At 49.1% G+C, this 25,588-nt stretch carries 22 protein-coding genes; all 22 read left to right on the top strand.

Annotated elements, in window-relative coordinates:
• Positions 1 to 204: 204 nt before the first annotated feature.
• The 22 genes from BMW43_RS05555 to BMW43_RS05450 all read left to right on the top strand — a co-directional run bounded on the left by BMW43_RS05555 (position 205) and on the right by BMW43_RS05450 (position 25,391).
• The gene (locus BMW43_RS05555; protein WP_342725056.1) at positions 205 to 2,577 is read left to right on the top strand and encodes a hypothetical protein; all 2,373 of its coding nucleotides are present in this window, start codon (positions 205 to 207) and stop codon (positions 2,575 to 2,577) included.
• A 23-nt stretch (positions 2,578 to 2,600) separates the two neighbouring features.
• The gene (locus tag BMW43_RS05550; RefSeq protein ID WP_091744612.1) at positions 2,601 to 3,374 is read left to right on the top strand and encodes an amino acid ABC transporter ATP-binding protein; all 774 of its coding nucleotides are present in this window, start codon (positions 2,601 to 2,603) and stop codon (positions 3,372 to 3,374) included.
• Positions 3,375 to 3,561: 187 nt separating this feature from the next.
• Positions 3,562 to 4,392 (top strand): UDP-3-O-acyl-N-acetylglucosamine deacetylase, encoded by an 831-nt coding sequence (gene lpxC / locus BMW43_RS05545; protein ID WP_091744610.1) that lies wholly within the window; start codon positions 3,562 to 3,564, stop codon positions 4,390 to 4,392.
• 19 nt (positions 4,393 to 4,411) lie between these two features.
• Positions 4,412 to 4,840, top strand: a complete 429-nt coding sequence (gene fabZ / locus BMW43_RS05540) for a 3-hydroxyacyl-ACP dehydratase FabZ (protein ID WP_091744608.1) — start codon at positions 4,412 to 4,414, stop codon at positions 4,838 to 4,840.
• A gap of 228 nt (positions 4,841 to 5,068) precedes the next feature.
• Positions 5,069 to 5,890: an acyl-ACP--UDP-N-acetylglucosamine O-acyltransferase gene (gene lpxA / locus BMW43_RS05535; RefSeq protein WP_091744606.1), complete on the top strand. Its 822-nt coding sequence runs from the start codon at positions 5,069 to 5,071 to the stop codon at positions 5,888 to 5,890.
• A gap of 14 nt (positions 5,891 to 5,904) precedes the next feature.
• Positions 5,905 to 6,708, top strand: coding sequence for an LpxI family protein (locus BMW43_RS05530; RefSeq protein WP_091744604.1), 804 nt, complete (start codon positions 5,905 to 5,907; stop codon positions 6,706 to 6,708).
• A gap of 382 nt (positions 6,709 to 7,090) precedes the next feature.
• Positions 7,091 to 8,242, top strand: coding sequence for a lipid-A-disaccharide synthase (lpxB, locus tag BMW43_RS05525; protein ID WP_091744602.1), 1,152 nt, complete (start codon positions 7,091 to 7,093; stop codon positions 8,240 to 8,242).
• Positions 8,239 to 9,975 carry a lipid A export permease/ATP-binding protein MsbA gene (gene msbA, locus BMW43_RS05520; protein WP_091744600.1) on the top strand — a complete coding sequence of 579 codons (1,737 nt, stop codon included), beginning with the start codon at positions 8,239 to 8,241 and terminating at the stop codon, positions 9,973 to 9,975. Before lpxB ends, msbA begins: the two co-directional genes overlap by 4 nt.
• Before the next feature lie 52 nt (positions 9,976 to 10,027).
• The gene (lpxK, locus tag BMW43_RS05515; protein ID WP_091744598.1) at positions 10,028 to 12,532 is read left to right on the top strand and encodes a tetraacyldisaccharide 4'-kinase; all 2,505 of its coding nucleotides are present in this window, start codon (positions 10,028 to 10,030) and stop codon (positions 12,530 to 12,532) included.
• On the top strand, positions 12,533 to 13,258 hold the full coding sequence (kdsB, locus tag BMW43_RS05510) for a 3-deoxy-manno-octulosonate cytidylyltransferase (RefSeq protein WP_091744596.1): 726 nt from the start codon (positions 12,533 to 12,535) through the stop codon (positions 13,256 to 13,258).
• A gap of 18 nt (positions 13,259 to 13,276) precedes the next feature.
• Complete coding sequence (gene kdsA, locus BMW43_RS05505) at positions 13,277 to 14,101, top strand: 3-deoxy-8-phosphooctulonate synthase (RefSeq protein ID WP_091744594.1); 825 nt, start codon at positions 13,277 to 13,279, stop codon at positions 14,099 to 14,101.
• Positions 14,102 to 14,200: 99 nt separating this feature from the next.
• On the top strand, positions 14,201 to 15,172 hold the full coding sequence (locus tag BMW43_RS05500; protein WP_091744592.1) for a KpsF/GutQ family sugar-phosphate isomerase: 972 nt from the start codon (positions 14,201 to 14,203) through the stop codon (positions 15,170 to 15,172).
• Positions 15,172 to 15,717 carry a KdsC family phosphatase gene (locus BMW43_RS05495; RefSeq protein ID WP_091744590.1) on the top strand — a complete coding sequence of 182 codons (546 nt, stop codon included), beginning with the start codon at positions 15,172 to 15,174 and terminating at the stop codon, positions 15,715 to 15,717. The genes BMW43_RS05500 and BMW43_RS05495 overlap by 1 nt, the downstream gene beginning before the upstream one ends.
• Before the next feature lie 26 nt (positions 15,718 to 15,743).
• Positions 15,744 to 16,709 carry a lysophospholipid acyltransferase family protein gene (locus BMW43_RS05490; RefSeq protein WP_091744589.1) on the top strand — a complete coding sequence of 322 codons (966 nt, stop codon included), beginning with the start codon at positions 15,744 to 15,746 and terminating at the stop codon, positions 16,707 to 16,709.
• Entirely contained in the window at positions 16,702 to 17,262 is a 561-nt protein-coding gene (gene lptC / locus BMW43_RS05485) for an LPS export ABC transporter periplasmic protein LptC (RefSeq protein WP_091744586.1), read from the top strand. The genes BMW43_RS05490 and lptC overlap by 8 nt, the downstream gene beginning before the upstream one ends.
• Positions 17,259 to 18,008, top strand: a complete 750-nt coding sequence (locus BMW43_RS05480) for an LptA/OstA family protein (protein WP_091744584.1) — start codon at positions 17,259 to 17,261, stop codon at positions 18,006 to 18,008. Before lptC ends, BMW43_RS05480 begins: the two co-directional genes overlap by 4 nt.
• Before the next feature lie 13 nt (positions 18,009 to 18,021).
• Positions 18,022 to 18,741, top strand: a complete 720-nt coding sequence (gene lptB, locus BMW43_RS05475) for an LPS export ABC transporter ATP-binding protein (protein WP_091744582.1) — start codon at positions 18,022 to 18,024, stop codon at positions 18,739 to 18,741.
• 211 nt (positions 18,742 to 18,952) lie between these two features.
• Positions 18,953 to 20,044 (top strand): LptF/LptG family permease, encoded by a 1,092-nt coding sequence (locus tag BMW43_RS05470; protein WP_091744580.1) that lies wholly within the window; start codon positions 18,953 to 18,955, stop codon positions 20,042 to 20,044.
• 37 nt (positions 20,045 to 20,081) lie between these two features.
• A complete protein-coding gene (locus BMW43_RS05465) occupies positions 20,082 to 21,335 on the top strand; it encodes a DUF3084 family protein (RefSeq protein ID WP_091744578.1) in 1,254 nt (417 codons plus the stop codon).
• A 380-nt stretch (positions 21,336 to 21,715) separates the two neighbouring features.
• Positions 21,716 to 22,834, top strand: a complete 1,119-nt coding sequence (locus BMW43_RS05460) for an S-layer homology domain-containing protein (protein ID WP_091744575.1) — start codon at positions 21,716 to 21,718, stop codon at positions 22,832 to 22,834.
• Between the two features lie 264 nt (positions 22,835 to 23,098).
• The gene (locus BMW43_RS05455) at positions 23,099 to 23,512 is read left to right on the top strand and encodes a RuvC family protein (RefSeq protein WP_091744573.1); all 414 of its coding nucleotides are present in this window, start codon (positions 23,099 to 23,101) and stop codon (positions 23,510 to 23,512) included.
• Positions 23,513 to 24,143: 631 nt separating this feature from the next.
• On the top strand, positions 24,144 to 25,391 hold the full coding sequence (locus BMW43_RS05450) for an S-layer homology domain-containing protein (RefSeq protein WP_091744571.1): 1,248 nt from the start codon (positions 24,144 to 24,146) through the stop codon (positions 25,389 to 25,391).
• The last annotated feature ends 197 nt before the right edge of the window (positions 25,392 to 25,588 follow it).

Here is a 25,588-nt window from a genome sequence, read left to right as displayed (position 1 = left end):
ATAATAGGTCGAGTAGAAGTATCTTCAGCCGCTTTTTCAAGTCTTTTGGAGTGTCAGGCCTAGATTTTTTGCCTACTTTTGTATCATGACAAAAGTAGGGAAGGAGATCTTCCAGTATATACATTACGCAATTATAGTATATACGAATAGACATAAAAGTGATATACGTGCTATAATATAAGCCGGAAAAGAGGTGAGTGACTCATGCCGGCTATTAGCAATAAAAGAGTGGATACGGTAAAAAGAATGATGAGAAGACTGCTTACCGATACCTTTAACCGTGACCTGTTGACCCTGCTCATTGTCAGCATCGTAATTGGGTCACTGCTCGCCAGTACGGTATCGTTAGCAGCCAATGCTTATTTTTCCAAGACACTGGCGAACCTCGTCGGTGACTATGGTGAATATGATCTGGTGATTCAGTCACGTGAAGAAATGAAACAAGATACGGCGACACAGATACAAAAAATTATTGATGATGTTTTTCCGGGAGCAGTCCTTAAGGAGGGACCGACCATTACCGGTAAAACCAACTTTTTCGTATCGTTACCGGCTCAGTACCGGACTAAAGAAGTATATGAAAATATGGGGAAAACCTTCGGCAGCATACCAGGCGGTGCCGGTGTAGGCTTTATGACCGAACCGCGTCTGACCCTGCGTGGCGTGCCAGAAGGAGCCCGCAATATGTTGATTGAACGGATTGAGCAAATTGACGGTGTAAGTTTTGCATTTCATGACGGTGCTTCCATTGGAGTTATTTTGACCTCGCTGGATAAATCGTCAGCCGTTAATGAGCAAATTAAGTCGCTGTTGCAGCAGTATCAGGTAGTGGAAATCAGTTTTCCTGTAGGCAGCGAACCGGCCAATCCGATTCGTCTGGGTCAAGCCATTACCGATACTATGAAGGAACGGCTTAAAGTCGACTATGCGGAGAATGTTTCGGTAGACGGCAAGGATGATGATATGACGGCTACCGTCAGCACAATGATGGAGTTAAAGCGCTTTCTGGCAGCCTATGCTTCGGACATTACCATCACGCTGAACGACAGTGCCAAGCTGCTAAAAGGAGATTCCGTGGTATTTCAGGGCAGTGCGGAAAGTGCGCCGGTTAACGGCGCGCCGGTCGGCACAGGTAATGTTTTGGTGGAAGTGACCGAAGTGGAAGCTAACGGTACGGTGAAAGGCATGATTACCCAGGGTGATGCGTCGCAGCTAACCAATACTCAGGGGTATAAGCTGACTAATAATGTAGTCGGCGAGGCCGTGGGAACAGTTGCTTATCGCAATCCCCGTCAAGAACTGGGTAATGCCTTGGGAGAAACCAATAAGTTAGTAGCGCAGATTCCGGGTTTTGCTGCTGACGGACGCAACGTATCGGATATTGCCTTACAGACATTGAATAATTATGATACCAGTGTTGCCGGTTTAGAGAAGCTGCTGGATAATTTGCAAGCGGCAGGCAGTACGATTCAGACGGTAACTGGCAGTCTGGCTAACCTTGATACCCGGGCTATACGGAGCCAGGTGGATAATTCGAACCAGGCATTAGGAAATCTGGCCACAGGTATGCAAGTGCTCCAACTGATCAATCCGGATGCGAAAAATACGGTAAACAATATTACCGGAGCACAGCAAAACTTAAATAATCTCAGCCAGACGCTGGGAGCTATGGAGTCAGTATCCGATCAGGCCCGGCAGGCGCAAAGCGTCATTGACGGAATCACTGCCAATGGACAAACGACTATTGCTAATTTGCGGGCTTTTGATGCGGCTGGCGCTAAAAAGAATCTTACCGATGCGCAAAGTCATCTGGCCAAGCTGGATGAAGTCAATATCCCGCTGGTTACAGCGCAACTACAGTACTTGTCGGCAGCTGTGCCTAATCTAAAGGATGAGGAAATCGGCCATTCTATCAAGCTGTTGGATAAGTTTATTGCCGGACAGGTTATTCCCGGTGAACGTATCCAGATTCTGACCAGCCGTAATATCAGTACCGATGCGATCGCGCCGATTGTATATGAAAAGGCCGGTCACAATAATGTATCGCTCTATTCAACCGACCTGGGCGTCATGGAGCCTAATGCCCGGGGCGAGGTTTACAAGGTACTGAGCGAAGTGCGGGCCACGCTGGCCGGCATGACGGCGATCATTATTACCCTGGTGTTTTTGGCGCTGGATCATACTTCGGTCATGACCGTGATGCGCCGCAAACGTCTGACGATCAAGGAGACGCGCCAAGGCTGGCGCGGTGTGTTATACCGCCTGGCGATTACTTTTACCGCGCCGGAAAGACGGTACGGTATGGCCATGGGAGCAATCATGCTGACGGCTATGTTTATTTTGGCTAAGGGTGGTATTCCGTATCTGCCCTGGCTTGGTGTACCGCTGATCGGAGCTATGCTGGGACTGATTGCGGCTAATTACGCCGAAAAAATTAATCCTGTGTCAACTGAAGAGGTTATGGCCGGTGAAGCTATCGGCCTGTCGTTCGATGAGATTATGCGGGAAATCGTTATTCCTGCCGGACGGCCTGGTTTGCTGCAAAAACTCAATACCCGCAAGGTGAAATTCAAATAAAACAGGGAAGGAGGTGAGCAGACATGTTAGAAATTCAACATTTGAAGAAACATTTTGGCAAAGTGACGGCGGTGGAGGATGTGAGTCTTCAGGTGGCGGCAGGCGAAACCGTCGTGTTGATGGGGCCGTCGGGATGTGGCAAATCAACCACCATTCGTACTGTCAACCGCCTGATTGAAGCGGACGGCGGCTCCGTCCTGTTTTGTGGCAGGAATATTTTGCACATGAACGACGAGGAGTTGCGACAGGTCCGGAAAAAGATCGGCTTTGTATTTCAGCAGTTCAACCTGATTAGCCGTCTTACGGCGGAGGAGAATGTCATGCTGGGCCTGATTATGGACGGTATGCCCCGGGAGTTGGCTAAGGAAAAGGCCCGGGAGGCACTGCGCAAGGTAGGCATGGAAAGCCATGCCACGCACAAGTCGGGTGAAATGTCCGGTGGCCAGCAGCAGCGGGTAGGTATTGCCCGGGCCCTGGCGTTTGAGCCGGAACTGATGCTTTGGGATGAACCGACGGCTTCCCTTGACCCAATTTTGGTACGGGAAGTATTGGTGGTCATGGAGGAGCTGGCTAAATACCGCTCCAGTGCCATGCTGGTGGTGACCCATGAGATACCCTTTGCCTTGCATGTGGCTGACCGCATTGTACTGATGGAAGAGGGGAAAATCAGGGAGGAAGGCATTCCTTCCGAGGTGTTTGTCCGGCCTGTTTCGGATATCGGCAAAAAGTATAAGGAACTGATTGAATATCAGACTAATACCAATACCCTGACGCTAGCTGGCAAGCGCATTGCGTAAGCTTTTAGCGGAAGGCGAAGTTAGTGGTCTGGCAATAAAATTTCACAAATTCTTTCACTTTTTCAAAGTAGACAAACCACTAGGCCGAAATAGGCCTGTAGAAAAAATATCCTGCTTATCTATTGCGGGATACAGTAAATTTCTGTAGAATAAGGAAAGGTTATCATGTCAGAAAGGTTTATATACTATGCAAAATGAGACGACCCTTGCCCGGCGAATATCGTATACCGGGATTGGACTGCACTCGGGACAGGATGTGACGATCACCCTGTGTCCGGCACCGGCCCAGACCGGCATTGTTTTTGTTAGAACCGACTTGCCGGAAGCACCGCAGGTCAGGGCCTGCGCTTCTTATGTTACTAATACGATGCGGGCGACGACCCTGGAGAACGGCCCGGCGAAAGTCTTTACAGTGGAGCATCTTTTAGCTGCACTGGCTATGTTGGAAGTGGACAACTGCTTCGTGGAAATCAATGCGGTGGAGCCGCCGGTGGCCGATGGCAGTTCCCTGGTTTTTGTCAGGCTGATTGAGGAAGCCGGTAAACAGGAACTGGCAGCCCCGCGGCAGATTTTTTGTGTAACAAGGGAACACACCGTGCGTGTCGACGATAAATTTATTACCATTTTGCCCTATGACGGTTTACGGGTTTCCTTTACGTCGGTCAATCCTCATCCTGCGCTTGGGGTGCAATTTGGCGATTATGAGATAAATCCCGCTACGTTTACCGAGCAGATTGCGCCGGCCAGAACCATCGGGTTTATGCACGAAGTCAAAGCCCTGCAGGCAAAAGGGCTGGCACTTGGCGGCAGCATGGATAACGCCGTGGTCTACGAGGACGGCAAGGCGTTAAATCCTTTACGTTTTCCCGATGAACTGGTGAGGCACAAAATTTTGGACGTATTGGGTGATTTAGCGCTGGCTGGCCAGCTTCGCGGTCATATCATCGCGGTTAAGTCCGGCCACGCCTTAAATACGGCATTAGCCAGGGATATATTAGCAAGCCAAAATAGACTCTAATGTGGGAGTGATGATACCGATGTTATCTTCAGCAGAAATTCAGAAAGTGATACCGCACCGTTATCCGTTTTTATTGGTGGACCGGATTATTGAACTGGAACCGATGAAGCGGGCCGTGGGCATTAAATGTGTTACTTCGACCGAACCGTTTTTCCAGGGCCATTTTCCCGGTCATCCGGTGATGCCGGGCGTGCTCATTTTAGAAGCCATGGCTCAGGTCGGTGGTGTGGCTATGCTGTATCCGGAAGAAAATCGTGGTGATATTGCGCTGTTTGCCGGCATCGACCGGGTGAAATTCCGTAAACAGGTCGTTCCCGGCGATCAGCTTAAAATGGTGGCTGAATTGATTAAAGTCCGCAGCTCAATGGGGAAACTTTGGGCGGAATCTTTTGTGGACGGCCAATTAGTGGCCGAGGGCGAATTTTTATTTGCCCTGACTAAACGGTAAAGGTAAAGCAACGTGTTTGATTTTTATATAATATCGTATGCTTAAGAAAAAAGGCTGAATTTGTTTGAAAAATTGTGGAAATAACCGCAGAAAAGGAATAAGAGCTTTTTTTGGGCTAAAATGAATTGCCATACCGTGACTGGTGAGTCGGATTATATGAGTAGAGAGTAGGTAATGCGTGCAAAGCGGTATCAGCCATGTGCTCATTTTTAAAGGAGTTGATATACGATGAAACCTGAATCTGTCGTAATTCCATTACGTAAAATACACGAAACAGCAGTCGTTCATCCAGGGGCACGGATCGGTAAGGATGTGGAAATTGGTCCTTATGCGGTAATCGGTGAGAACGTACTCATCGGCGACGGCACGGTCATTGGCGCCCATGTTGTGGTTGACGGCTGGACAAGTATCGGAAAAAACTGCGTGATTTTCCATAGTGCCTCGATTGGCACCGAACCGCAGGATTTGAAATTTAACGGTGAAAAGAGCTATGTGTTTATTGGTGATAATACCAAGATTCGCGAATTTGCCACCGTGAACCGGGCAACCGGTGAAAATGAGGAAACCCGAGTGGGTTCCAACTGTCTGTTAATGGCTTATACCCACGTGGCACATAACTGCGTAGTGGGCAACCATGTAATTATGTCCAACGCCGCGACACTGGCCGGCCACGTCATCGTGGAGGACCGGGCGGTCATCGGCGGGTTGGCCGGTGTGCACCAGTTTGTCAAAATCGGGCGCAATGCCATGATTGGCGGCGCTTCCAAGGTAGTACAGGACGTACCGCCTTATGTAATTGTCGACGGCCATCCGGCTAAGGTTTCGGGGCTGAACAATGTGGGCATGTCCCGTTCCGGCATTAGCCTGAATGCGCGGCGCAACCTGAAGAAAGCTTATAAACTGCTGTACCGCTCGGGCTTAAGTCTGGCGCAGGCCATCGCCGTAATGGAACAGGACCTGGAATCCTGCGAAGAGATTGAACACTTTATGCGTTTCCTGCGCAATGCGGAACGGGGAGTATGCCGCAGCCGCAAGGATACGTCTGAATAAAGGGGTATTGGTTGATGAAAAAAATCGGTTTATTAGCTGGTGTTGGAAGACTGCCGGTAGAATTTGCCCGTGCCGCTCGCGGCATGGGCTTTGCCGTGATTGCGATTGCCCTGCTGCCGGAGGTGGATGAAGAACTATCCCGGACGGCGGATGTGTTTTATTCCATTCCCGTGGGGGAACTGGAACGTATGCTGACGGTGTTGAAACAAGAGGAAATCACCCAGGCTACGATGATTGGCAAAGTGACAAAGGAATTGTTATTTAGCGGCGTACAACGGCCCGATGCCCGGCTGCAGAAGCTGCTATTCAGATTACCTGATCACAAGGATGATACGATTATGTTGGCCTTGGTTAAAGAACTGGCTACTGAGGGAATCGGCATCCTGGACCAGACCGCCCTGCTTAAGCTGCTGATGCCTGCATCGGGTGTGTTGACCGAACGTCAGCCGACTCCGCAGGAAGAAGCTGATATGAAGTTCGGTTTTACCATGGCCAAGCATATGGGTGATTTGGATATTGGTCAAACGGTAGTTGTCAAAAATTGTGCCGTCATGGCGGTGGAAGCCATTGAGGGTACCGATGCCTGCATCCGGCGTGGCGGTGAGTTGGGCCGGGGCGGAGTTACGGTGGTAAAAACAGCCAAACCCGGTCAGGATATGCGGTTTGACGTCCCCAGCATCGGGCTGCAAACCATCCGTTCCATGGTGGAAGCGGGTGCTACGGCGCTGGCTATGGAGGCCGGTAAAACCCTGCTGGTGGAAAAAGAGGCTGTGCTGGAATTGGCTAACCGCCATCAAATGACCATTGTGGTTATGTAACACTAACGAGTTATAACAGAACATTCCGGCAGCCGAAGGCGCGTAAGCGCCTTTTTATCATACTTAGTGCCTCGCTAGCTTTGAAACTGAAAGATGACGACAACGCTGGCTGGTGAAATTTTGACCGTCAGTAATTTCTGTTTTCAAGATTGGGGAGTACTAGTATCGTGTAACCTCTAAAACAATATATAGGCTGGCGAGGTGATTTTCCGTAAGACAAGGCGGAGGAATGAGGCGTAGTGGTTCCTACGCCGATTGACGACAACGAAGTATTGCGAAAAATATTCCGTCAGAATAGTATTGGGATTAGAGGTCACACGATACTAATAGCCGGAGGATTTGTTTATACTATAGAATACCCGCATCTTATGGAGGCTGTGCTATGCATAAAATTATGATTTCCGTCGGCGAGGCATCGGGCGATTTGCATGGAGCCAGTTTGGCAGAGGCCCTGAGGCAGCTTGAACCGGATATTGCCGTATTCGGTATGGGTGGACAAGCCATGCGTGACGCCGGCGTGGATATCGTATACGATATTGCCGATATTAACGTTATGGGTTTTGTAGAAGTAATTAGAAATTTGCCCCGCCTTTTTCGCCTGAAAGATAGTCTGGTTGCGCTGATGGCGGCCGAGAAACCGGATGTGCTGGTTGTGATCGACTATCCCGATTTTAATATGCGGCTGGCTAAGGCAGCTAAAAAACAGGACATACCTGTGGTATACTATATTAGTCCACAGGTATGGATTTGGCGTAAAGACAGGGCTAAGGATATTGCCGCCATGACCGAACAGGTGGCTGCAATTTTTCCTTTTGAGGCTGACGTGTACCGGGAAGCCGGCGCCAACGTGACCTTTGTCGGACATCCACTCTTAGATATTGTGAAACCCAACTGGGATAAAGAAACTGCTTATCAGCATTTTGCGGTCGATCCGGAGCATCCCGTTGTACTTTTGATGCCTGGCAGCCGGAAGCAGGAAGTGGACCAACTGCTGGATATTATGCTGTCGGCGGCGGAAAAAATAAGAAGAGTTATGCCGGAATGCCAATTCCTTTTACCGGCGGCTACGACAATTTCCCGGGAAATGCTGCAAAATAAGCTGGATAAATATTCCTTGCCGGTGCAAATTACTACTGGCAATACCTATGATTTAATGCAAATTGCCAACCTGGCCATTGCCGCTTCTGGCACGGCCACGCTGGAAACGGCGCTCATGCAGGTGCCGACCATTGTTGTGTACAAGACTTCGCCAATTACGTACTTCATTGGAAAGCAACTAATTAAAATTCCTTATGTCAGCCTGCCTAACATCATTGCCGGACGTCAGATCGTCCCGGAATTGCTGCAGGAAGAGGCCAACGCTGACCGGGTGGCTGATGAAGCCTTGCGGATTTTGTCTGATTGGGATATATACAGTCAAACTATAGAGGATTTAATTGCCATGCGCCAGACTCTGGGCAGCGGCGGCGCCGTACGGCGTACCGCCGAACTTGTTCTGGAAGTTGCCGCGCAGCAGGCTGGAGGGAAAGAATGAATACCTATTTGCGCTTAATTGCCTTTATCCGTCCATACATTCCCCGTCTGATTCTGGCAGTCATTTGTATTATGATGGCAGCCAGTGCCAATTTGTATATTCCTTGGATTTTAAAAGAAGTCATTGATAAGGTTCTCGCCGATAAAGATCTGCTTACTCTTAACATTATTGCCGGCGGTATTGTCGTAGTCTTCCTTTTGCGAGGCATTTTCTTTTATGGACAGACCTATCTGATGGCCTATATCGGTCAACGGATAATTATTGATATCCGCTCAGCGGTATATCGCCATTTTCAGCGTTTGTCGCTTTCCTATTATGAGAAACGGCAGACAGGGACGCTGATGAGCTATGTGACTAATGATGTGGCAGCCTTGCAGAATGCATTGGTCGACAATGTGATTGACGGCGTGACCGAAGGGATGACTCTGATCGGGTCTTTGGGGGCCATGTTTTATATTCACTGGAAACTGTCTCTTTTAACCATTATTACACTGCCTCTAGTGGCGCAGACTATTAATATTTTCGGAAAAAAACTGCGTAAAACCAGTCATGTCATGCAGGAACGGGCGGCCGATATTACTTCAGTGCTGCAGGAAACCATTTCGGCCATCCGGGTCATCAAATCCTTTGTCAGAGAAGACCATGAAATCCAACGTTTTGAAAACGAGAATTATAAAAATTTCCGGGCGCAGATGAAAAACGCCCAGTTGATGGCCCTATTAACGCCGATTGTTGAATTTTTGTCGGCCGTGGGAGTTACCTTGATAATCTGGTATGGTGGTTTAGAGGTGATTAACGGCAATTTGACGGCCGGATCACTGATTGCCTTTCTTATGTATGTTGTCAATCTTTCCAATCCCATTAAACGGCTTAGCCGGGTGTATGGGGGAATACAGCGTTCCTTGGCTGCTGCACAGCGGATTTTTACCGTTCTTGATACCGAGCCGGAAATACAAAATATGCCCGGCGCCGTACCACTGCCGGCCATTTGCGGTGAAGTGGTCTTTCACGCAGTTGATTTTTCTTACAAAGCAGGCGAACCAACGCTGCAGAATATTTCCATTCAGGCCCGGCCGGGGCAGATGGTGGCTATTGTCGGGGCCAGCGGCGCCGGCAAGACGACGATCGCCAACCTGATTCCCCGCTTTTATGATCCGACTGCCGGCTATATCAGTATTGACGGTATTGACATCAAGACGGTAACCGTCGAGTCGCTGCGGGAGCAGATTGGTATCGTACCGCAGGAAACGGTGCTGTTTAACGGTTCTGCTTATGAAAATATCCGCTATGGCCGGTTGGATGCAACACGGGATGAGATTATTGGGGCGGCTAAGGCAGCTAATGCTCATCAGTTTATCAGCCGTATGCCCGAGGGTTATGACACCCAGATCGGCGAACGGGGTTCGAAGCTGTCCGGCGGCCAGCGCCAGCGGATCGCTATTGCCCGCGCTATTTTAAAAAATCCCCGGGTGCTTATTCTGGATGAAGCCACCTCGGCTTTGGATACCGAAAGCGAGAAACTGGTACAGGAAGCGCTGGACAAATTAATGGCCGGCCGGACTTCCTTTGTCATTGCCCATCGTCTGTCCACCATCAAACGGGCCCATGTGATTCTGGTTATGGAAAAGGGGCGGATTGTCGAAGAGGGAACGCACGAACAGCTTATGGCGCGCGGCGGCGTGTACTATAATTTGCATCAGGTGCAGTTTTCCAGTAATAAAGCGGCACAATAGGTCGCAATTTGGCAAGAATGATTGTTTACCTTGACGGAAAGAGGTATGGTGTATGTATTATCTATATAATGTACTGGGACTGCTGCTGGTTATTGTCGCGCTGCCTGTCTTTATGGTCCGGCTGGTCCGGGAAAACGGATTTGGCGAGCGACTGCGGCAAAGCTTTGGCTTTTTACCTGACGAGGAGATTGACAAAGTGGCGCAGCGGGACTGTATCTGGGTCCATGCCGCTTCGGTAGGGGAGATTGTAGCGGCCAGTCCGATTATCAGAGAATTTCGCCGGGAGTTTCCGGTTCAGCCTATTCTGGTTTCGGTAGTCACCTCCAGCGGTTATGAAATGGCCCGGCGAATTGTGAAGGATGCCGATGCGATCATTTATTTTCCGCTTGATTTGCCCTGGATCAGCCGGGCCGTTGTAAAAAAAATCCAGCCCAAGGTTTTTGTGCCGGTAGAAACCGAGCTGTGGCCGAATTTTTTAAAGAATATGCGGCGCAGGGGTATTCCGGTTATGATGGCGAATGGACGGATTAGCGATAAAAGTGTTACCCGTTATCATTACCTGCGGAATGTTCTAAAAGATATGATGGGAACGGTTACCCGCTTTTGCATGCAGTCGGCAGTGGATGCCGAATACATCGTTAGGCTGGGGGCCGATCCGGACCGGGTTATTGTCACCGGCAATACCAAGTATGATCAGACCTATACGGTTGTCAGCCCGGAAGAAAGAGAAAAATTATATATGGAAATGGGCGTTTCCGGCAACCAGCCGATTATTGTGGCCGGCAGCACCCATAAGGGAGAAGAGGAACCATTGCTTACCGCCTTTACCGCTATTCAGGCGGAGTTTCCGGCTGCCAAGCTGATTATCGCTCCCCGGGAGACGCTGCGGACACAAGAGATTGTGACCCTGGCCGCCCAATACAAGCTGCAGGCGGTTGCCCGTACCGAACTGAAAGAGCAGCCCCGTACCGGACACGATATTGTCATTGTCGATACCATTGGTGAGCTGGGAAAAATTTATGGTATTGGCGACATTATTTTTGTCGGCGGCAGTCTGATCCCCCATGGCGGTCATAATATTCTGGAGCCGGCGGCTCATGGCAAGCCAATTTTGACTGGACCTAACATGTTCAACTTTAAAGACACCTATGCTCTGTTCGATAGCCGCCAGGCTTGCATTACAGTGAAGAGCGGCGAGGAGCTGAAAAGCGCTATGCTGCAACTGCTCCATAATAGTCAGGAGCGGACTGTCATGTCCAGCCGTTCCTTGGCGATTATCCGGGAAAATCGCGGTGCCGCCCGCAAGAGCGCACTCCATTTGAAAGAACTGTTAGCCTCGCCTGAAAGTGCCGCCGACCGGAAACGGGCAGTCAGGATGCGGCAGCGGGAAAACTCGCAGCTTTATTTGTACCGGTTGGTGCATGGTGAAAAAGAAGGTCTATTGGCCGATTGCCTGCTGGCTGTTTTGCGTCTGCTCTCCTTTTTGTATGAAATCGGTGTTTCCCTCAAGCTAAGCTTATACAGGAGCGGTATACTGAAACAGCACAAGCTGCCCTGCCAGGTCATCAGCCTGGGCAATATTACGGTAGGCGGCACCGGCAAGACACCAACTGCCCAGCGTTTAGCCGCCATTATTCGGGATATGGGCTGCCGGGTGGTGATTTTAAACCGGGGCTACCGGGCCAAGCACAAAGGAGAAGTCGGTGTCGTATCGGACGGCAAGAAAATCTACATGTCGGCGACTGAAGCGGGAGATGAGGCCTATCTGTTGGCCAAAAACTTGCCCGGCGTTCCTGTGCTGATTGGCAAGCACCGTGCAATAACCGGCCAGTATGCCGTAGACAAGTTCCAGGCGGAGATTATTATTATGGACGATGGTTACCAGCATTGGCAGTTGGTTCGGGATCTGGATATTGTCCTGATTGATACCATCAATGTTTTCGGTAATAATTTTATGCTGCCCCGTGGTACCCTGAGGGAGCCGCTGGAAAATCTGAACCGGGCCAATGCTTTTCTGCTGACCAAGGCCGACCAGTCTACCGAACATGCCCGCTTTGATATCCGGGACAAAGTAAAAATCTATAACTCTCAGGCGCTCATCGTTGAAAGCATCCATAACCCTCGCTGCTTTATTGAAATTGAAGAGTGGTATAAGGGGGAAATTTCCAAGAATATTGCGCCGCTGGAAGCTATACAAGGCAAAAAGGTGATGGCGCTGTCAGCCATCGGTAACCCTTCCTCTTTTGAACAAACCATTGTTGATATCGGTGCTGAGGTAGTCTATTCAGCCCGCTATCCCGATCATCACAGTTATAATATGAAGGAAATGCAAGAGGTGCTGCAGCAGGCAATTGATAATGACGTATATGCCATCATTACGACGGAAAAAGATGCTGTTAAGATTCCTGCCGAATTTATTCATTCCGAACGGAAAGTGCCTATTTATGTATTAGGCATTGAACTTAAGTTTACTGAGGGGTCTCAGGAACTGATGGCCTTGATTGCCGCCATGGCAGCTAGGGATCAGAAGAAAAAAACAACTCAGGAGGTGGGATAAGTGAAAATCCTGTGTGTCATTCCGGCGCGGTATGCATCCACCCGCCTGCCGGGAAAACCACTGGCCGATATTGCCGGTAAACCGATGATTCAGCGGGTGTATGAACAGGCGAAAAAGGCCCTTCGTCCGGCGATGGTACTGGTGGCGGCCGATCATCCGCTGGTGGCCGACGCCGTGACCGGCTTTGGCGGCGAGGTGATGATGACTTCGACTAACCATCCTACCGGCACCGACCGGCTGGCAGAGGTTGCCCGGGCTTTTCCCGGGTTCGACGTCATCATCAATGTACAGGGCGATGAGCCGCTCATTGAGCCGGCGGTGATCGACCAACTGGCGGCCGCCTTTGTCGAAGAGCCGGATCTCTTAATGGCTACCCTTAAAACAAGAGCAGATGAAGCAGAATACAATAATCCCAATGCAGTGAAAGTTGTGACCGGACTGAACGATTATGCCCTTTACTTTTCCCGCTCGCTGCTGCCATACCCGCGGGTCCGTCCGGAAACCTTTGCCGTGTACAAGCATATCGGTATTTATGCTTACCGCCGGGATTTTTTGCTAACCTATGCCGCCCTGGCGCCGACACCACTGGAAAAGGCGGAATCTTTAGAACAGCTTCGCGCCTTGGAACATGGCTACCGGATTAAAGTGCTGGAAACCAGCTTTAAGCCGGTTGGTGTGGACACTCTGGAGGATCTGGAAAAAGTACGAACTATATTGCAAAAATAAGCTAAGGGGGATTTACTTATGAATACTGTAAAAATCGGAAATATCACGGTAGGTGGGCAGAATCCCATCGCTCTCATTGCCGGACCCTGCGTGATTGAAGACCCGCAGCGCACGCTGAAAATCGGCCAGTCCATCAAGGCCATTGCCGAGCGACTGGGGGTTCCCTACATCTTTAAAGCCTCTTTTGATAAGGCCAACCGTTCTTCCCACAGTTCGTTTCGCGGTCCCGGCCTGGAGGAAGGTCTGGCTATTTTGAAACATATTAAAGAAACGCTCAAGGTGCCTGTACTTAGCGATATTCATTGCAGTAACCAGATCGAAGCGGCGGCTGCGGTGCTCGATATTCTACAGATTCCCGCTTTTTTAAGCCGGCAGACCGATTTGCTGCACCAGGCGGCGCTGACCGGTAAAGTGGTCAATGTCAAGAAGGGCCAGTTCCTGGCGCCTAATGATATGAAAAACGTCATCAACAAATTGCGGGAAGCGGGCAACGAAAATATCCTGCTCACCGAACGGGGAGCAAGCTTCGGTTATAATAACCTGGTGGCCGATATGCGCGGTTTGCCGATTATGCGATCCATGGGCTATCCGGTAGTGTTTGACGCTACTCACTGCGTGCAATTGCCCGGCGGCGCCGGCACTTCCTCTGCCGGCCAGCGCGAATTTGTACCTTATCTGACCCGTGCGGCTGTGGCCACTGGAATTGACGTGCTGTTTATGGAAGTCCATGACAATCCGGAGGAAGCGCTGTCCGACGGTCCGAACATGCTATATGTCGACCAACTGGAAGACCTCTTGAAAGACGTTATTGCTATCGACAATGTGGTAAAACGGCATAAGTAAATATTAATATAAACTGATAGACACGCTGTCTTAGGTCACAGGGGACGTTTTATCATAAAACAATTCGTCCCCTTTTAACAAAAAAAGGAGGCACTGTCCATGAGTATACAAGAAGAAGCAAAAAAGGTGCTGTCCATCGAGGCGGCAGCCATTGAAAATCTGATTCCCCGGATTAATGACCGGTTTATGGCGGCGGTAGACAGAATTTTGACCTGTAAAGGGCGGATTGTCATTACCGGTATGGGTAAATCAGGCATTATCGGCAAAAAAATGGCGGCAACTTTTGCCAGTACAGGAACACCGGCCTTTTTCCTGCATCCGGCGGAAGGCATTCACGGTGATTTGGGCATGGTTACGCCCAACGATATTGTTATTGCTATATCCAGCAGCGGCGAGTCAGATGAAATCCTGGGTATTTTGCCGGCTATCAAGCGAATCGGCGCGTCGATTATTGCCATGAGCGGCCGGGAAGCTTCGACGTTGGGTCAGGCTGCCGATCTGTTTATTGATGTCAGTGTGGAAAAGGAAGCCTGCCCGCTGGGACTGGCACCGACGGCCAGCACGACGGCCACACTGGCCATGGGCGACGCTCTGGCTATTGCCCTGCTGTCATCCCGCAAGTTTACTCCGGAGGATTTTGCCCTGTATCATCCCGGTGGTGCGCTGGGCCGGAAGCTCTTGTTGACGGTGGAAAGCGTCATGCATTCCGGCGAGGAAATGCCGCTGGTGACTTTGGATAAGACGGTGAAAGAAGCGCTGTTTGTCATTACCGATAAGGGACTTGGCGCTACCTTGGTGGTGGATAAAGCTAATACCCTCCTGGGACTTATTACCGATGGCGATATCCGCCGCGGTTTGGAAAAGGGGCATGAGTTTCTGGATAAAACGGTGGAGACGCTGATGACCAAGACGCCCCGGACGATTACGGCCGACAGGCTGGCAGCCGAGGCACTCCGGACGATGGAAAAAAATCAGCCCCGGCCGATTACCGTGCTGCCGGTGGTGGATGGACAAAACCGGGCAATTGGCATTATTCACCTTACTGACTTATTGCGTCAAGGAGTGGTATAATGAACTATAAGGCGCGGGCCCGGAACATCGAACTCATCGTGCTCGATGTGGACGGTGTGCTGACCGGCGGCCAGCTTATCATTGGTCCGGCGGGGGAAGCTATGAAGTTTTTTCATGCCCACGACGGCATGGGTATTTCGCTGGCTCAGCAGGCGGGCCTATATACCGCCATTGTGACTGCCCGCGAAAGCCAGATTGTGGCTTGGCGCGGCACGGAGCTGAAAATCCGGGATATTTGCCAGGGTGAAGGCGACAAAGCCAGGGCAGTAAGTAATCTGATGGTCAAATATGACCTGAAGCCTGAGCAGGTTGCCTATGTGGGGGACGACCTCAACGATCTGCCTGCCTTCAATCAGGTGGGACTGGCTTGTGCTGTAGGCAACGCCGCTCCTGAGGTGAAGGACCGGGCTCACTATGTGGCCGGGAAAGACGGCGGCCAGGGGGCGGTGCGGGAAATCATGGAGATGATTTTGAAGTCCCAGGGTAAATGGGACGATCTCGTACAGTCTTATCTGGCGGCAGCTAGCCTGCATGTGGTGCAATAAACGGGTATAGATGGGAGGTGCGGTACGTGGCATCAAACTGGCAATATCATATGTTTAAGTCGATGAGCCGCCTGATTTCTTCGCTGCCGTACTCATGGGTCCTGCTGATTGGCAAGTGTCTGGGACGATTATATTATCATGTGGCCGGTCGGCAACGAAAAAGAGCCCTGCAGCAAATCTGCGAAGGCATGTCGTTGACGGTGGCCGAAGGCGAGCAAATTATCAAAAGTTTGTTTACCAAAATCGGGCAGACCTTTTTGGAGATTATGTATACACCGGTGCTAACGCCGCAAAATTTCGAGCGGTATATCACTCTGGAAAACCGGCACTATATGGATGAAGCTCTGGCCCAGGGGCATGGTGTCGTCATTCTGACGGCCCATGTCGGCAACTGGGAGTGGCTGGGGGCCGGCCTGGCCCTGACCGGCTGGCCGATCACCAGTGTAATTAAACGGCAGCCGAACGATCAGCATACGCGACTGTTAAACGAGTATCGCGAAATGGTGGGCATGGAAATTTTTGCCCGGGGCACGACCGAACTTGTGGCGGCGGCCAAAGCTATGAAAAAGGGCAAGGCCCTTGGTTTTTTGGCTGACCAGGATGCCGGTCGCAGTGGGATTTTTGTTGAATTTTTTGGTAAAACAGCCTCTACGCCGCCAGGCCCGGCGGTGTTTGCCAAGCGCTTTAAGGCGCCGGTGGTTCCTTGTTTTGCCGTACGAAAGAAAGAAGGCGGCCACCGGCTGCTGATTTATGAACCTATGTATTATCAGGATACGGGCAACGAAGCGGAAGATATTAAAAACTTCACCATCCGGATGACCAACATGCTGGAAGATGTAATCCGGACTTATCCGGATGAGTGGCTGTGGTTTCAAAAACGCTGGACTACCCAGCCGGAAAATCCGGCGGTGGACAGTTTGCAGGCGATGACAGCTACCGTGGCGGCCGGAAAAGCTGATAACAGGAGAGAGGGGGGGGGCAGGCTTGACTAAAAAACAATATGCAGTAATTGCCTGCGCCGTCATTGTCCTGGCCGGCGGACTATACTATATACTGGGGGGAGACTCGGCTTCTTCCCGCCAGCCAGTATCGGAAGCAGGCAGTGCCGTAACGGATAAGCTGTCCTATTCCGGCAGTTCCATTATCGAAGAACATGACGGCAAACGTTCCTGGGAACTGTCTGCCGAAACGATAGAAGTAGATCCTAATACGAAAAATACAACATTAAAGAATATAACCGGTACGTTTTACCGGGATAATGGCGGTAAAATTATAGTAACCGCCCCGCAAGGCTTTATTGACGGCACAACCCGGGATATTGTCCTGGACAGCCAGGTGGAGGCAGTGGCCGAGGACGGAGCCACTTTTATGGCACCTACTGTACGGTTTAATAATGCCGAAAAACGCTATTACGGTACCGGCGGTGTCCGGGTGACACGGGACGATACCGTGCTTACCGGGGACCAGCTGGAAAGTGACGCCAATATGGAAAAAATAAAAGTGTCGGGCCATGCCCACATTATACAGGGAGGGAAAGCCCAGTGAAACATCTGACGAAACAAGTGATTAGCAGTATGGCCGTGCTGATGGTACTTGGCCTGTCCGGTGCCCGCATTGATGCCGCACAGCAGCAGCCGGTGGAAATGGATGCCGACACCATTGAATATAACTCAACTAGCGGCCTGATGCAGGCTGACGGTGGTGTCCGGTTCGTACAAGGAGAGGCAGTTTTGACCGGGCAAAGCGCTCAGTATAATACCCAAACCAAGGAAGGCTATGTAACCGGTGGTGTTAAGGCAGTCAAAGATACGGCCACCCTTACGGCGCCGGAGGTGCGTTCCTATGGCGATAACCATCTGGTAGCATCCGGTGGCGACGTGGTCTTGACGAAAGATGACAGCCGGTTGGAAGGTGACTTGGTTGATTATTACACTGATAAGGATTATGCCGTAGTGCCTAATGGCGGGGTAGTTACCATGCCGGACGGTACCATGAAGGCCGACTATTTGGAAGCGTTCTTAAAAGAAAACCGGGCAGTTGGCAAGGGAAATGTTCATATTATCAGTGAGGCACGCAAGCTGGACGCTACCTCCGATCAAGCGGTATATTACGGCGGTCAGGATGGTAAAGACGGCAAAGCAGTGCTCACCGGTAATGCCCGTGCTGTACAGGACGGCAATGTGTTGACAGGCAGTACGTTGACCATCACGATGGACGACAAAGCCATGACGGCTTCCGGAAGGCCACGGCTGGTTGTCGCGCCGCAAGATACGCAAGAAACTAAGAAATGAGGATACGGCCGGCATGTATATTGAAACTGTCGATCTGGTAAAAAACTATAAGGGACGAAATGTGGTAAACGGTGTCTCAGTAAAGGTGAAACAAGGGGAAATTGTGGGGCTGCTTGGGCCGAACGGTGCGGGGAAAACCACCACCTTTTATATGATTGTCGGTCTGGAGCGGCCAAACGCGGGACGGGTGATTGTTAATGGCGAGGATGTGACCTCCCTGCCGATGTACCGCCGTTCCCGTTTCGGCATCGGCTATTTGCCCCAGGAGGCCTCGGTTTTTCGGAAACTGACGGTGGAAGATAATCTGATGGCTATTCTGGAAACTACGCCGCAGAGCGGAGCGGAGCGTAAGGACATGTTGGAAAAACTGCTGGAGGAGTTCCACATTACCCATGTGCGCCACCGGAAGGGGTCGGAGCTCTCCGGCGGCGAACGCCGCCGGGTGGAAATCGCCCGCTGTCTGTCGACCAATCCGTATTTTATTCTGCTCGATGAACCCTTCGCCGGCGTGGACCCCATTGCAGTGGCCGATATTCAAAATATTATCGGCTATTTGAAAGAACGAGGCATCGGCATTCTTATCACCGACCATAATGTCCGGGAGACGCTGAGCATTGTGGATAATGCCTATATCTTAAGCGAAGGGCAGATTCTGGTGGCCGGTGACAGCGATACCATTGCCTCCAGTGAAGTAGCCAGAAAGTTCTATTTAGGAGAAAATTTTGCCTTGTAGACATACTTTGCCAGGGCCGTTTGGCAAAAGGTATGATATAATAGAGTAAACTGACTGTTAACGTGGTATTATGAAGATAATACCACGTCTTTCGTGTATGGGATATTGTGTGGCAGCTTTGGGCTTGCGGCAGCACCATAACCGATCTTTTATTGCAATACATTGATTCTTTTGTGCCGGAGCGATACGGACAGATTAAAGGAGAATTGCCTTGAGAATACTCGATAAATATATCATCAAAGAATTGTTGGGACCTTTCCTGTTTGGTGTTGCTTCTTTTTCCAGTATCATCATCGGGACAAGCACTCTCTTTCGTATTGCCCAGTATGTTACGCAATACGGCGCTTCACTGTACTCAGTGACCCGGTTGTTTTTGTATAGTCTGCCGTCCATCGTGGTGCTTACTTTTCCTATGTCGATGCTGCTGGCAGCGTTGATGGCCTTTGGCCGGCTGTCCGGCTCCAGTGAGATTACCGCCATGCGTTCCGGTGGCATCAGCTTCTACCGGTTGTCAGCCCCGGTGTTTGTGGTAGCGCTCTTCGTCAGTATTTTTTCGATTGCCTTTAACGAGCTGGTGGTGCCCCAGTCTACGTCGGCTTATAATCAAATCATTCAGAATGAAATTATGAAAAACACTACGCCCAAGGCACAGGAGCATATTATTATCAAGGATTTGAATAAAACCGGTTCCTTGGAGCGGCTGACCTATGCTCGCCGTTATGACGAGGCTAGCCAAAGCATGCAAGGCGTCGTGGTAGAGGAATTTGAAAACGAACGGATGGTGCGGGTAGAAAATGCCGACCGGGCCGAGTGGCAAAATGAACGCTGGGTCATGTACAACGGCGTGATCAATGACCTGAGTACGGAGGGCAGTGTGGAACGGACCATGCGGTTTAATCAGCAGTTTATGCCGGTTAGTAAGAACCCCAAGGCCATTTCCCAGGAACAGAAGAAGCCCGATGAAATGACTATCCGTGAATTGAGGGAAAATATCAAAGCCCTGCAGCGGGAATTTGTCAATACCAAACAGTATGAAGTAGAGCTTCACCAGCGGTTTGCGGTGGCCATGGCCAGTTTCTTGTTTGCCATGATCGGTACTCCGTTGGGGCTGCAGCCTAACCGTTCCAGCTCTTCCATTGGTTTAGGTCTCAGTATTATCATCATCTTTATTTACTATATCATTATGACGACGGCCAAGGCACTGGGGCAGGGGGGCGCGATTGCGCCGATGCTAAGCGCCTGGATTCCCAATCTGGTCGCCTTTGTTGCCGGATTGTTTTTGATTTACCGGGCTTCGAAATAGACTGTACCGACAGAAGTAATGAAGGGGGGAACAACGTATGTACGGAATAGTGCTCATTGCTGTGCTGGCTGTTACCGGTGGCGCTATCGCCTATATCGGCGACCGGCTGGGAACCAAAGTGGGCAAACGGAAATTGACCATCTTTGGCCTGCGGCCCAAGCATACTTCTATATTAGTCACGATTATCACCGGCATTCTGATTGTATCTTCCACTTTAGGAGTGCTGTCTTTGGTATCACGGGACGTTCGCACGGCTCTGTTCGGTATGGACGAACTGAGGGCCCGCCTCTCATCGCTGTCGGCCGATGTGACCACGAAGAATCAGGAACTGGAAGCCAGCCGGGCCGAACTGGAGGCTAAGACCAAAGAATATAGTGGCTTGACCGCCAAAATTAAGGAGACATCAGCCCAGTTGGCGGCTATTACTGACGAATTATCCAAAGTAGCGGCCGAACGGGATCGTACGGCGGCCTCCTTAAAACAGATGCAGGCCGACTATGCCCAGGCGAAGGGTGATCTGACGAAAGCGGCTACCGAAATACAGGCGCTGGAAGCTACCAAAAAAGAACTGGATACGCGAGTCACTTCGCTAAATCAGGCGAAAACTAACTTGCAAAGCGATGTGGACCGGTTAAATGAACTGACAGTCAACTTAAAAGAGGGTTTGCAGGTTGTCCGGGAAGGCTCTATCCTGTATCAGGCGGGAGAAGTACTGTCGACCTCGGTCGTATCCGGCGCCAGTAACCGGGAGGATATCGAAAATCATCTGCGAGGTATTGTCTATAGTACTAATCAGATGCTGATTAATAAGCTGGGTCTGACCGGTAAAGAGATTAATGTCCTTTGGATTAGCAAAAGCGATTTTGACCAAGCTGTAGAAGCGATTGCTTCTGAACCGGAAACGGCGGTGGTGCGGATTGCCGCTTCCGGTAATACTGTTTATGGTGAGCCGGTTATCGGCAGCCTTTCGGTATTTCCTAACCGCCATCTATATAGCGAAGGAGCGGTCGTCTACTCGCAGGTTTTTGATATACCCGACTCGTCCAAAGCGACGGAGGAATTAGTGCTTCGTTTCCTGCAGCAAGTGAATGCGGCCGCTATCAAGCAAGGCATTCTGGCCGATCCTCTGCAAGGGACGGTTGGCTCCATCAGCGGCGCCCAGTTTTACGATACGGTCAACAAGGTAAAACGCTACAATAGCGGCAAAATCGAAATGATGGCTGTGGCGAATGACAATGTCACCACCATTGGGCCGCTAACCATTGATATCCGGGTTCGCAATATAAATTGACATAATATACCGGCGGAGAATCCTGCTTAGTAAGCAGGATTCTTTTATTTTTCGCCGAATTTATATATCTATAAAATACATTATGTAAATGTGTTTTATTTTTCGACAATACGTGACTGAGTAGTCAATGCTTGATTGGCAAGGGTTATGGTAAAATTTACACCAGCTGATTAAGCAGGAGAACGAAAAGAAACGTAGAATTATGTAAACTATAAAACCTGTGAAACGCGACAGGGGCAATAACAAGAGTAAGCCAAAGTGAATGAGGCCTATGAGGAAACGTGGAAACTCATATCATCCTCCTAAGCTGACGGTTTATGAATGGAAAGCCGGTGGCAACACCCGCGAACAAACATTAATTTTTTAGGGGGATTTCGCAAATGAAAAAGAGACTCTTACAAGCAGCTATCGCTGCCGCATTGACCGTGGCCTTCGCTGTTCCTGCCTTCGCTAATCCGTTCTCCGATGTCCCTGCCAAACACTGGGCCTATGATGCCGTAAACAAATTGGCGCAAGCCGGTATTGTTGACGGTTATGACGACGGCACCTTCAAAGGTGACAAAACCATGACCCGTTATGAAATGGCTCAAGTAGTTGCCAAAGCTATGAACAAAGACCTGACTGCTGATCAACAGGCTACTGTGGACAAGCTGTCCAAAGAATTTGCTACTGAATTGAACACCTTGGGTGTAAAAGTTGATGGCTTGCAAGATCAAATGGACAACCTGGTAAAAATGTCCGGTGACGCTCGTGTCCGTTATGGCAGCGTGGAAGACGGAGCCAGCAAAGTTGACTACCGCGCCCGCTTTGGTGTTGACGGCAAAATCAGCGACAACATGAAATTCAGCGCTCGCTTGACTACTGGCGACATCAATGCAAAAGAAGACAATTCCGATGCCAAAATCGACCTGGATACTGCCAATGTTAGCTTCAATGCTCTTGGCCTGGGTAACACCATTGGCCGTCAGGACCTCTTCCTTGGTTCAGGTGCTATCATGGATGGAACCTTAAACGGTATCTCTTCTCAATTGGGTAACGTAAAAGTATTTGCCGGTAACACCAAACAGGCAGACCGTGTATACGCTGCTGAATACGGCACAACCTTCAACGGTGTGAAATTGGGTGCCGACTTCCTGAAAAACGATACTACCGGAAATAAACTGTATGGTGCTAACGCTGCTTTCGGTATCGCTAAAAACGTAACTGCCAATGCTGAATACGTTAAAAATGATACTACTGACGCAACTGCTACCGCTTATGGCGTGAAATTTGACAAAGTTGGCTTAAGCGCAACCTACAGAGACATCGAAGCCGGTGCTCTTGACACCTACTCTACGTTAAATGATGGCTTAACCGGCCTTGACGTTACCGGTAAAGTAAAAGGTATGGAATATCAATACGACAAAGCTCTTGACAAAAACGTTGACCTGAACGTTAAATACCAAGACTTTGACAATGATAACCACCGTACTTCCGCTAGCGTAAATGTAAAATTCTAATATAACTGATTTAACTAAGGCGTCCTTCCGGGGGCGTCTTTTTTTGTTAGTTTGATGTTTAAAATTATTATTTTTTGTAAGGTGGAGGAACAGTACCGATAAAAGCGTTTTTTCTGTACAATACCGACCTGTGTTGCATCAATTAAAAGCTTTTCCTTTTTACTCTTTGGCAGTAATGACAATGGGCAAAAGGACAAAGTTCCCATTGCAGGTATATCCCTCTTTTTCCACGAATACACTAAACCTGAGAGAGGGGACGATAAGATGGTTGATTGTGTAATTGCCGTGGACCCGGGGCGGGAAAAATGCGGCGTAGCCGTGATGAGCAGGACCGATGGGGCGCTTTGGCAAGGCGTGATTGCCACTAAACAGCTTGTTGAAGAAGTCCGGCAACTTGCCTTGAGATATGGACTGACTACCCTGGTGCTTGGTGATCGGACGTCTTCCGGCAGGGCCAAGGAGGTACTGTCGGAGCTGTTAATAGAAGATAAAAAATTAGAAATTGTAAGTGTCGATGAGCATCATACTACCGAATTGGCTCGCCAGTATTACTGGCGGGAACATCCGCCGCGCGGCTTGAAGCGACTGATCCCTTTGACAATGCAGGTACCGCCGGTGCCGGTTGATGATTATGTGGCGGTTATCCTGGCAAAGCGTTACTTTGCGTCAGGAAACTAGTGGTCTGTCTAATGGAAAGTGTAAAATAATCCGTGGGCATTCTTCCGTAAGGCGAGGTGGCGAAGGTACACCTTGCGAACATGGTAGCCGATAACTGGAAAGCATTGCGATAAAAGGCCTGTGAAGTAATTATGATTTTAAAGTAGGCAGACCACTTCGGAATGTGCAGTTGGTATATGATAAAAGAACAAGAAAAAATCAACATAAACCTGTGCATTATTAAAATCAGTATATTCAGACTACATGGTATTTATTTCCTTGACAGGCAGTAGGAGATGGAATATAATGTGAACAGTTGAGGAATTTTCTTACACAGTTGAATGATATGATTACACAGTTAGAAAATGTTCTTGCACAGTGTTAAAAAAAGTTTAAAAAAATTTAACAAACAAGCAGGAATATTTTAGCCCAAATAGAATATTATGAATACATAGGCAAAAATTACATACCTTATAGGTAGTGATGGTGATCTTTCACCGAAGAGGACTGGATAATAGTCCTTGGAGTTGTGATAGATAGAGCAATCTCTTTGAGAGAGGAATAAAGGCTTGAGGAAACATGGAAACTCAGTCGCTGCATTCCTTCCTTAGGAGAAGCTCGCAAAAAAATAAACCTAAGGAGAGATTATCGAATGAAAAAGAAACTTGCTGCATCCTTGGCTCTTGCATTTACCATGGGTATCGCCGGTACTGCATTTGCTGCAAATCCGTTTGTTGACGTTCCTGCCAAACATTGGTCCTACGACGCTGTTTCCAAATTGGCTGCTGACGGCATCGTTGACGGCTATGGCGACGGAACCTTCAAAGGTGACAAAACCATGACTCGTTATGAAATGGCTACTATCGTAGCTAAGGCTTTAGCTAAAGAAGAAAAAGCTAACGCTGCTGACAAAGCCTTAATCGAAAAACTGAGCGCTGAATATGCTCAGGAACTTGACAACTTAGGCGTAAAGGTAGCTGCTCTGGAAAAGAAAGCTGCAGCTGACACTGTAAACATCAGCGGTGAAGCTCGTCTGCGTTATGAAGACCACAAATATGAAGCCGGTTCTGCAAATGATATTACTCTTCGTACTCGTCTCCATGTAAATGGCAAAATTAACGATGAATGGGGCTATTATGGTCGTCTGCAAGCTGTTACTGATTTAAATAAGAGCGATGACGAAGGAACAACTGATGTTACTATGGACAATGCTTATGTAAGTGGTCCTGCTTTCGGCACAACGGTAACAGCTGGTCGTTTTGACTATTTCAAAGGTCATGGTTTGATGATTGATAGCACGTTAAATGGTGCTAATGTGGCTTTCGGTAGCAAATTGAAAACTAATGTGTTCTATGGTACTGATAACCATGACAGTGTTTTGTATAGCGATGTAAAACCTGAAACCTACGGTGTTGACTTTAAATATGCTGCTGGTAAGACTAACCTGAATGCTGGTTACTATGTATTCAAAGATTCTTCCTATTCGACAACTTTTGATAGCGATAAAGTAAAAGTATGGGAAGTTGGCTTCGATAGTCCGATCGTTAAAAACTTGACCCTGAATGGCGATTATGGTAAATCTGATGCTGATGATCAGGACAAAGCTTACACTGTAGGTTTGGCTTATAAGGCGACTGATTTGAAAGCTCCGGGTTCTTTCAGTATCTTTACTAACTATCGTAATATTGAAGCTGCTGCTTCGCCGGAAGCTACATTTGACCAAGCATATGCATTTGGAACCCAAATAGCTGGTGGTAAAGGTTATGAAGTTGGCTTCAGCTATGTACCAATGGCTAATGCATTGTGGAAATTCCAATATGTTGATGTAAAATCAACTGTTGATGGAGCTACCAACGATAAATCCAAACTGTATCAAACTCAGGTTGAATTCTTCTTCTAAGAATAATTCACTAATACCGCCGGATGTGTCCGGCGGTATTTTTTATTATATCCATTATATAATGTAAGACAGAAAGTACCTTCAACTGATAGTTTGTTTTGGGGTCAGTTAGCTCATAAATTGATATATAAAATTAAAGGTGTTTAGTAAATATAGGAAGAATATAATTTCATTGTAAGATCTATTTTTTTAAACAT

Origin of the sequence: Propionispora vibrioides (assembly GCF_900110485.1) — a bacterium.
In the GTDB taxonomy this organism is placed as follows: domain Bacteria; phylum Bacillota; class Negativicutes; order Propionisporales; family Propionisporaceae; genus Propionispora; species Propionispora vibrioides.
This window is presented reverse-complemented; position numbering and strand designations above follow the sequence as displayed.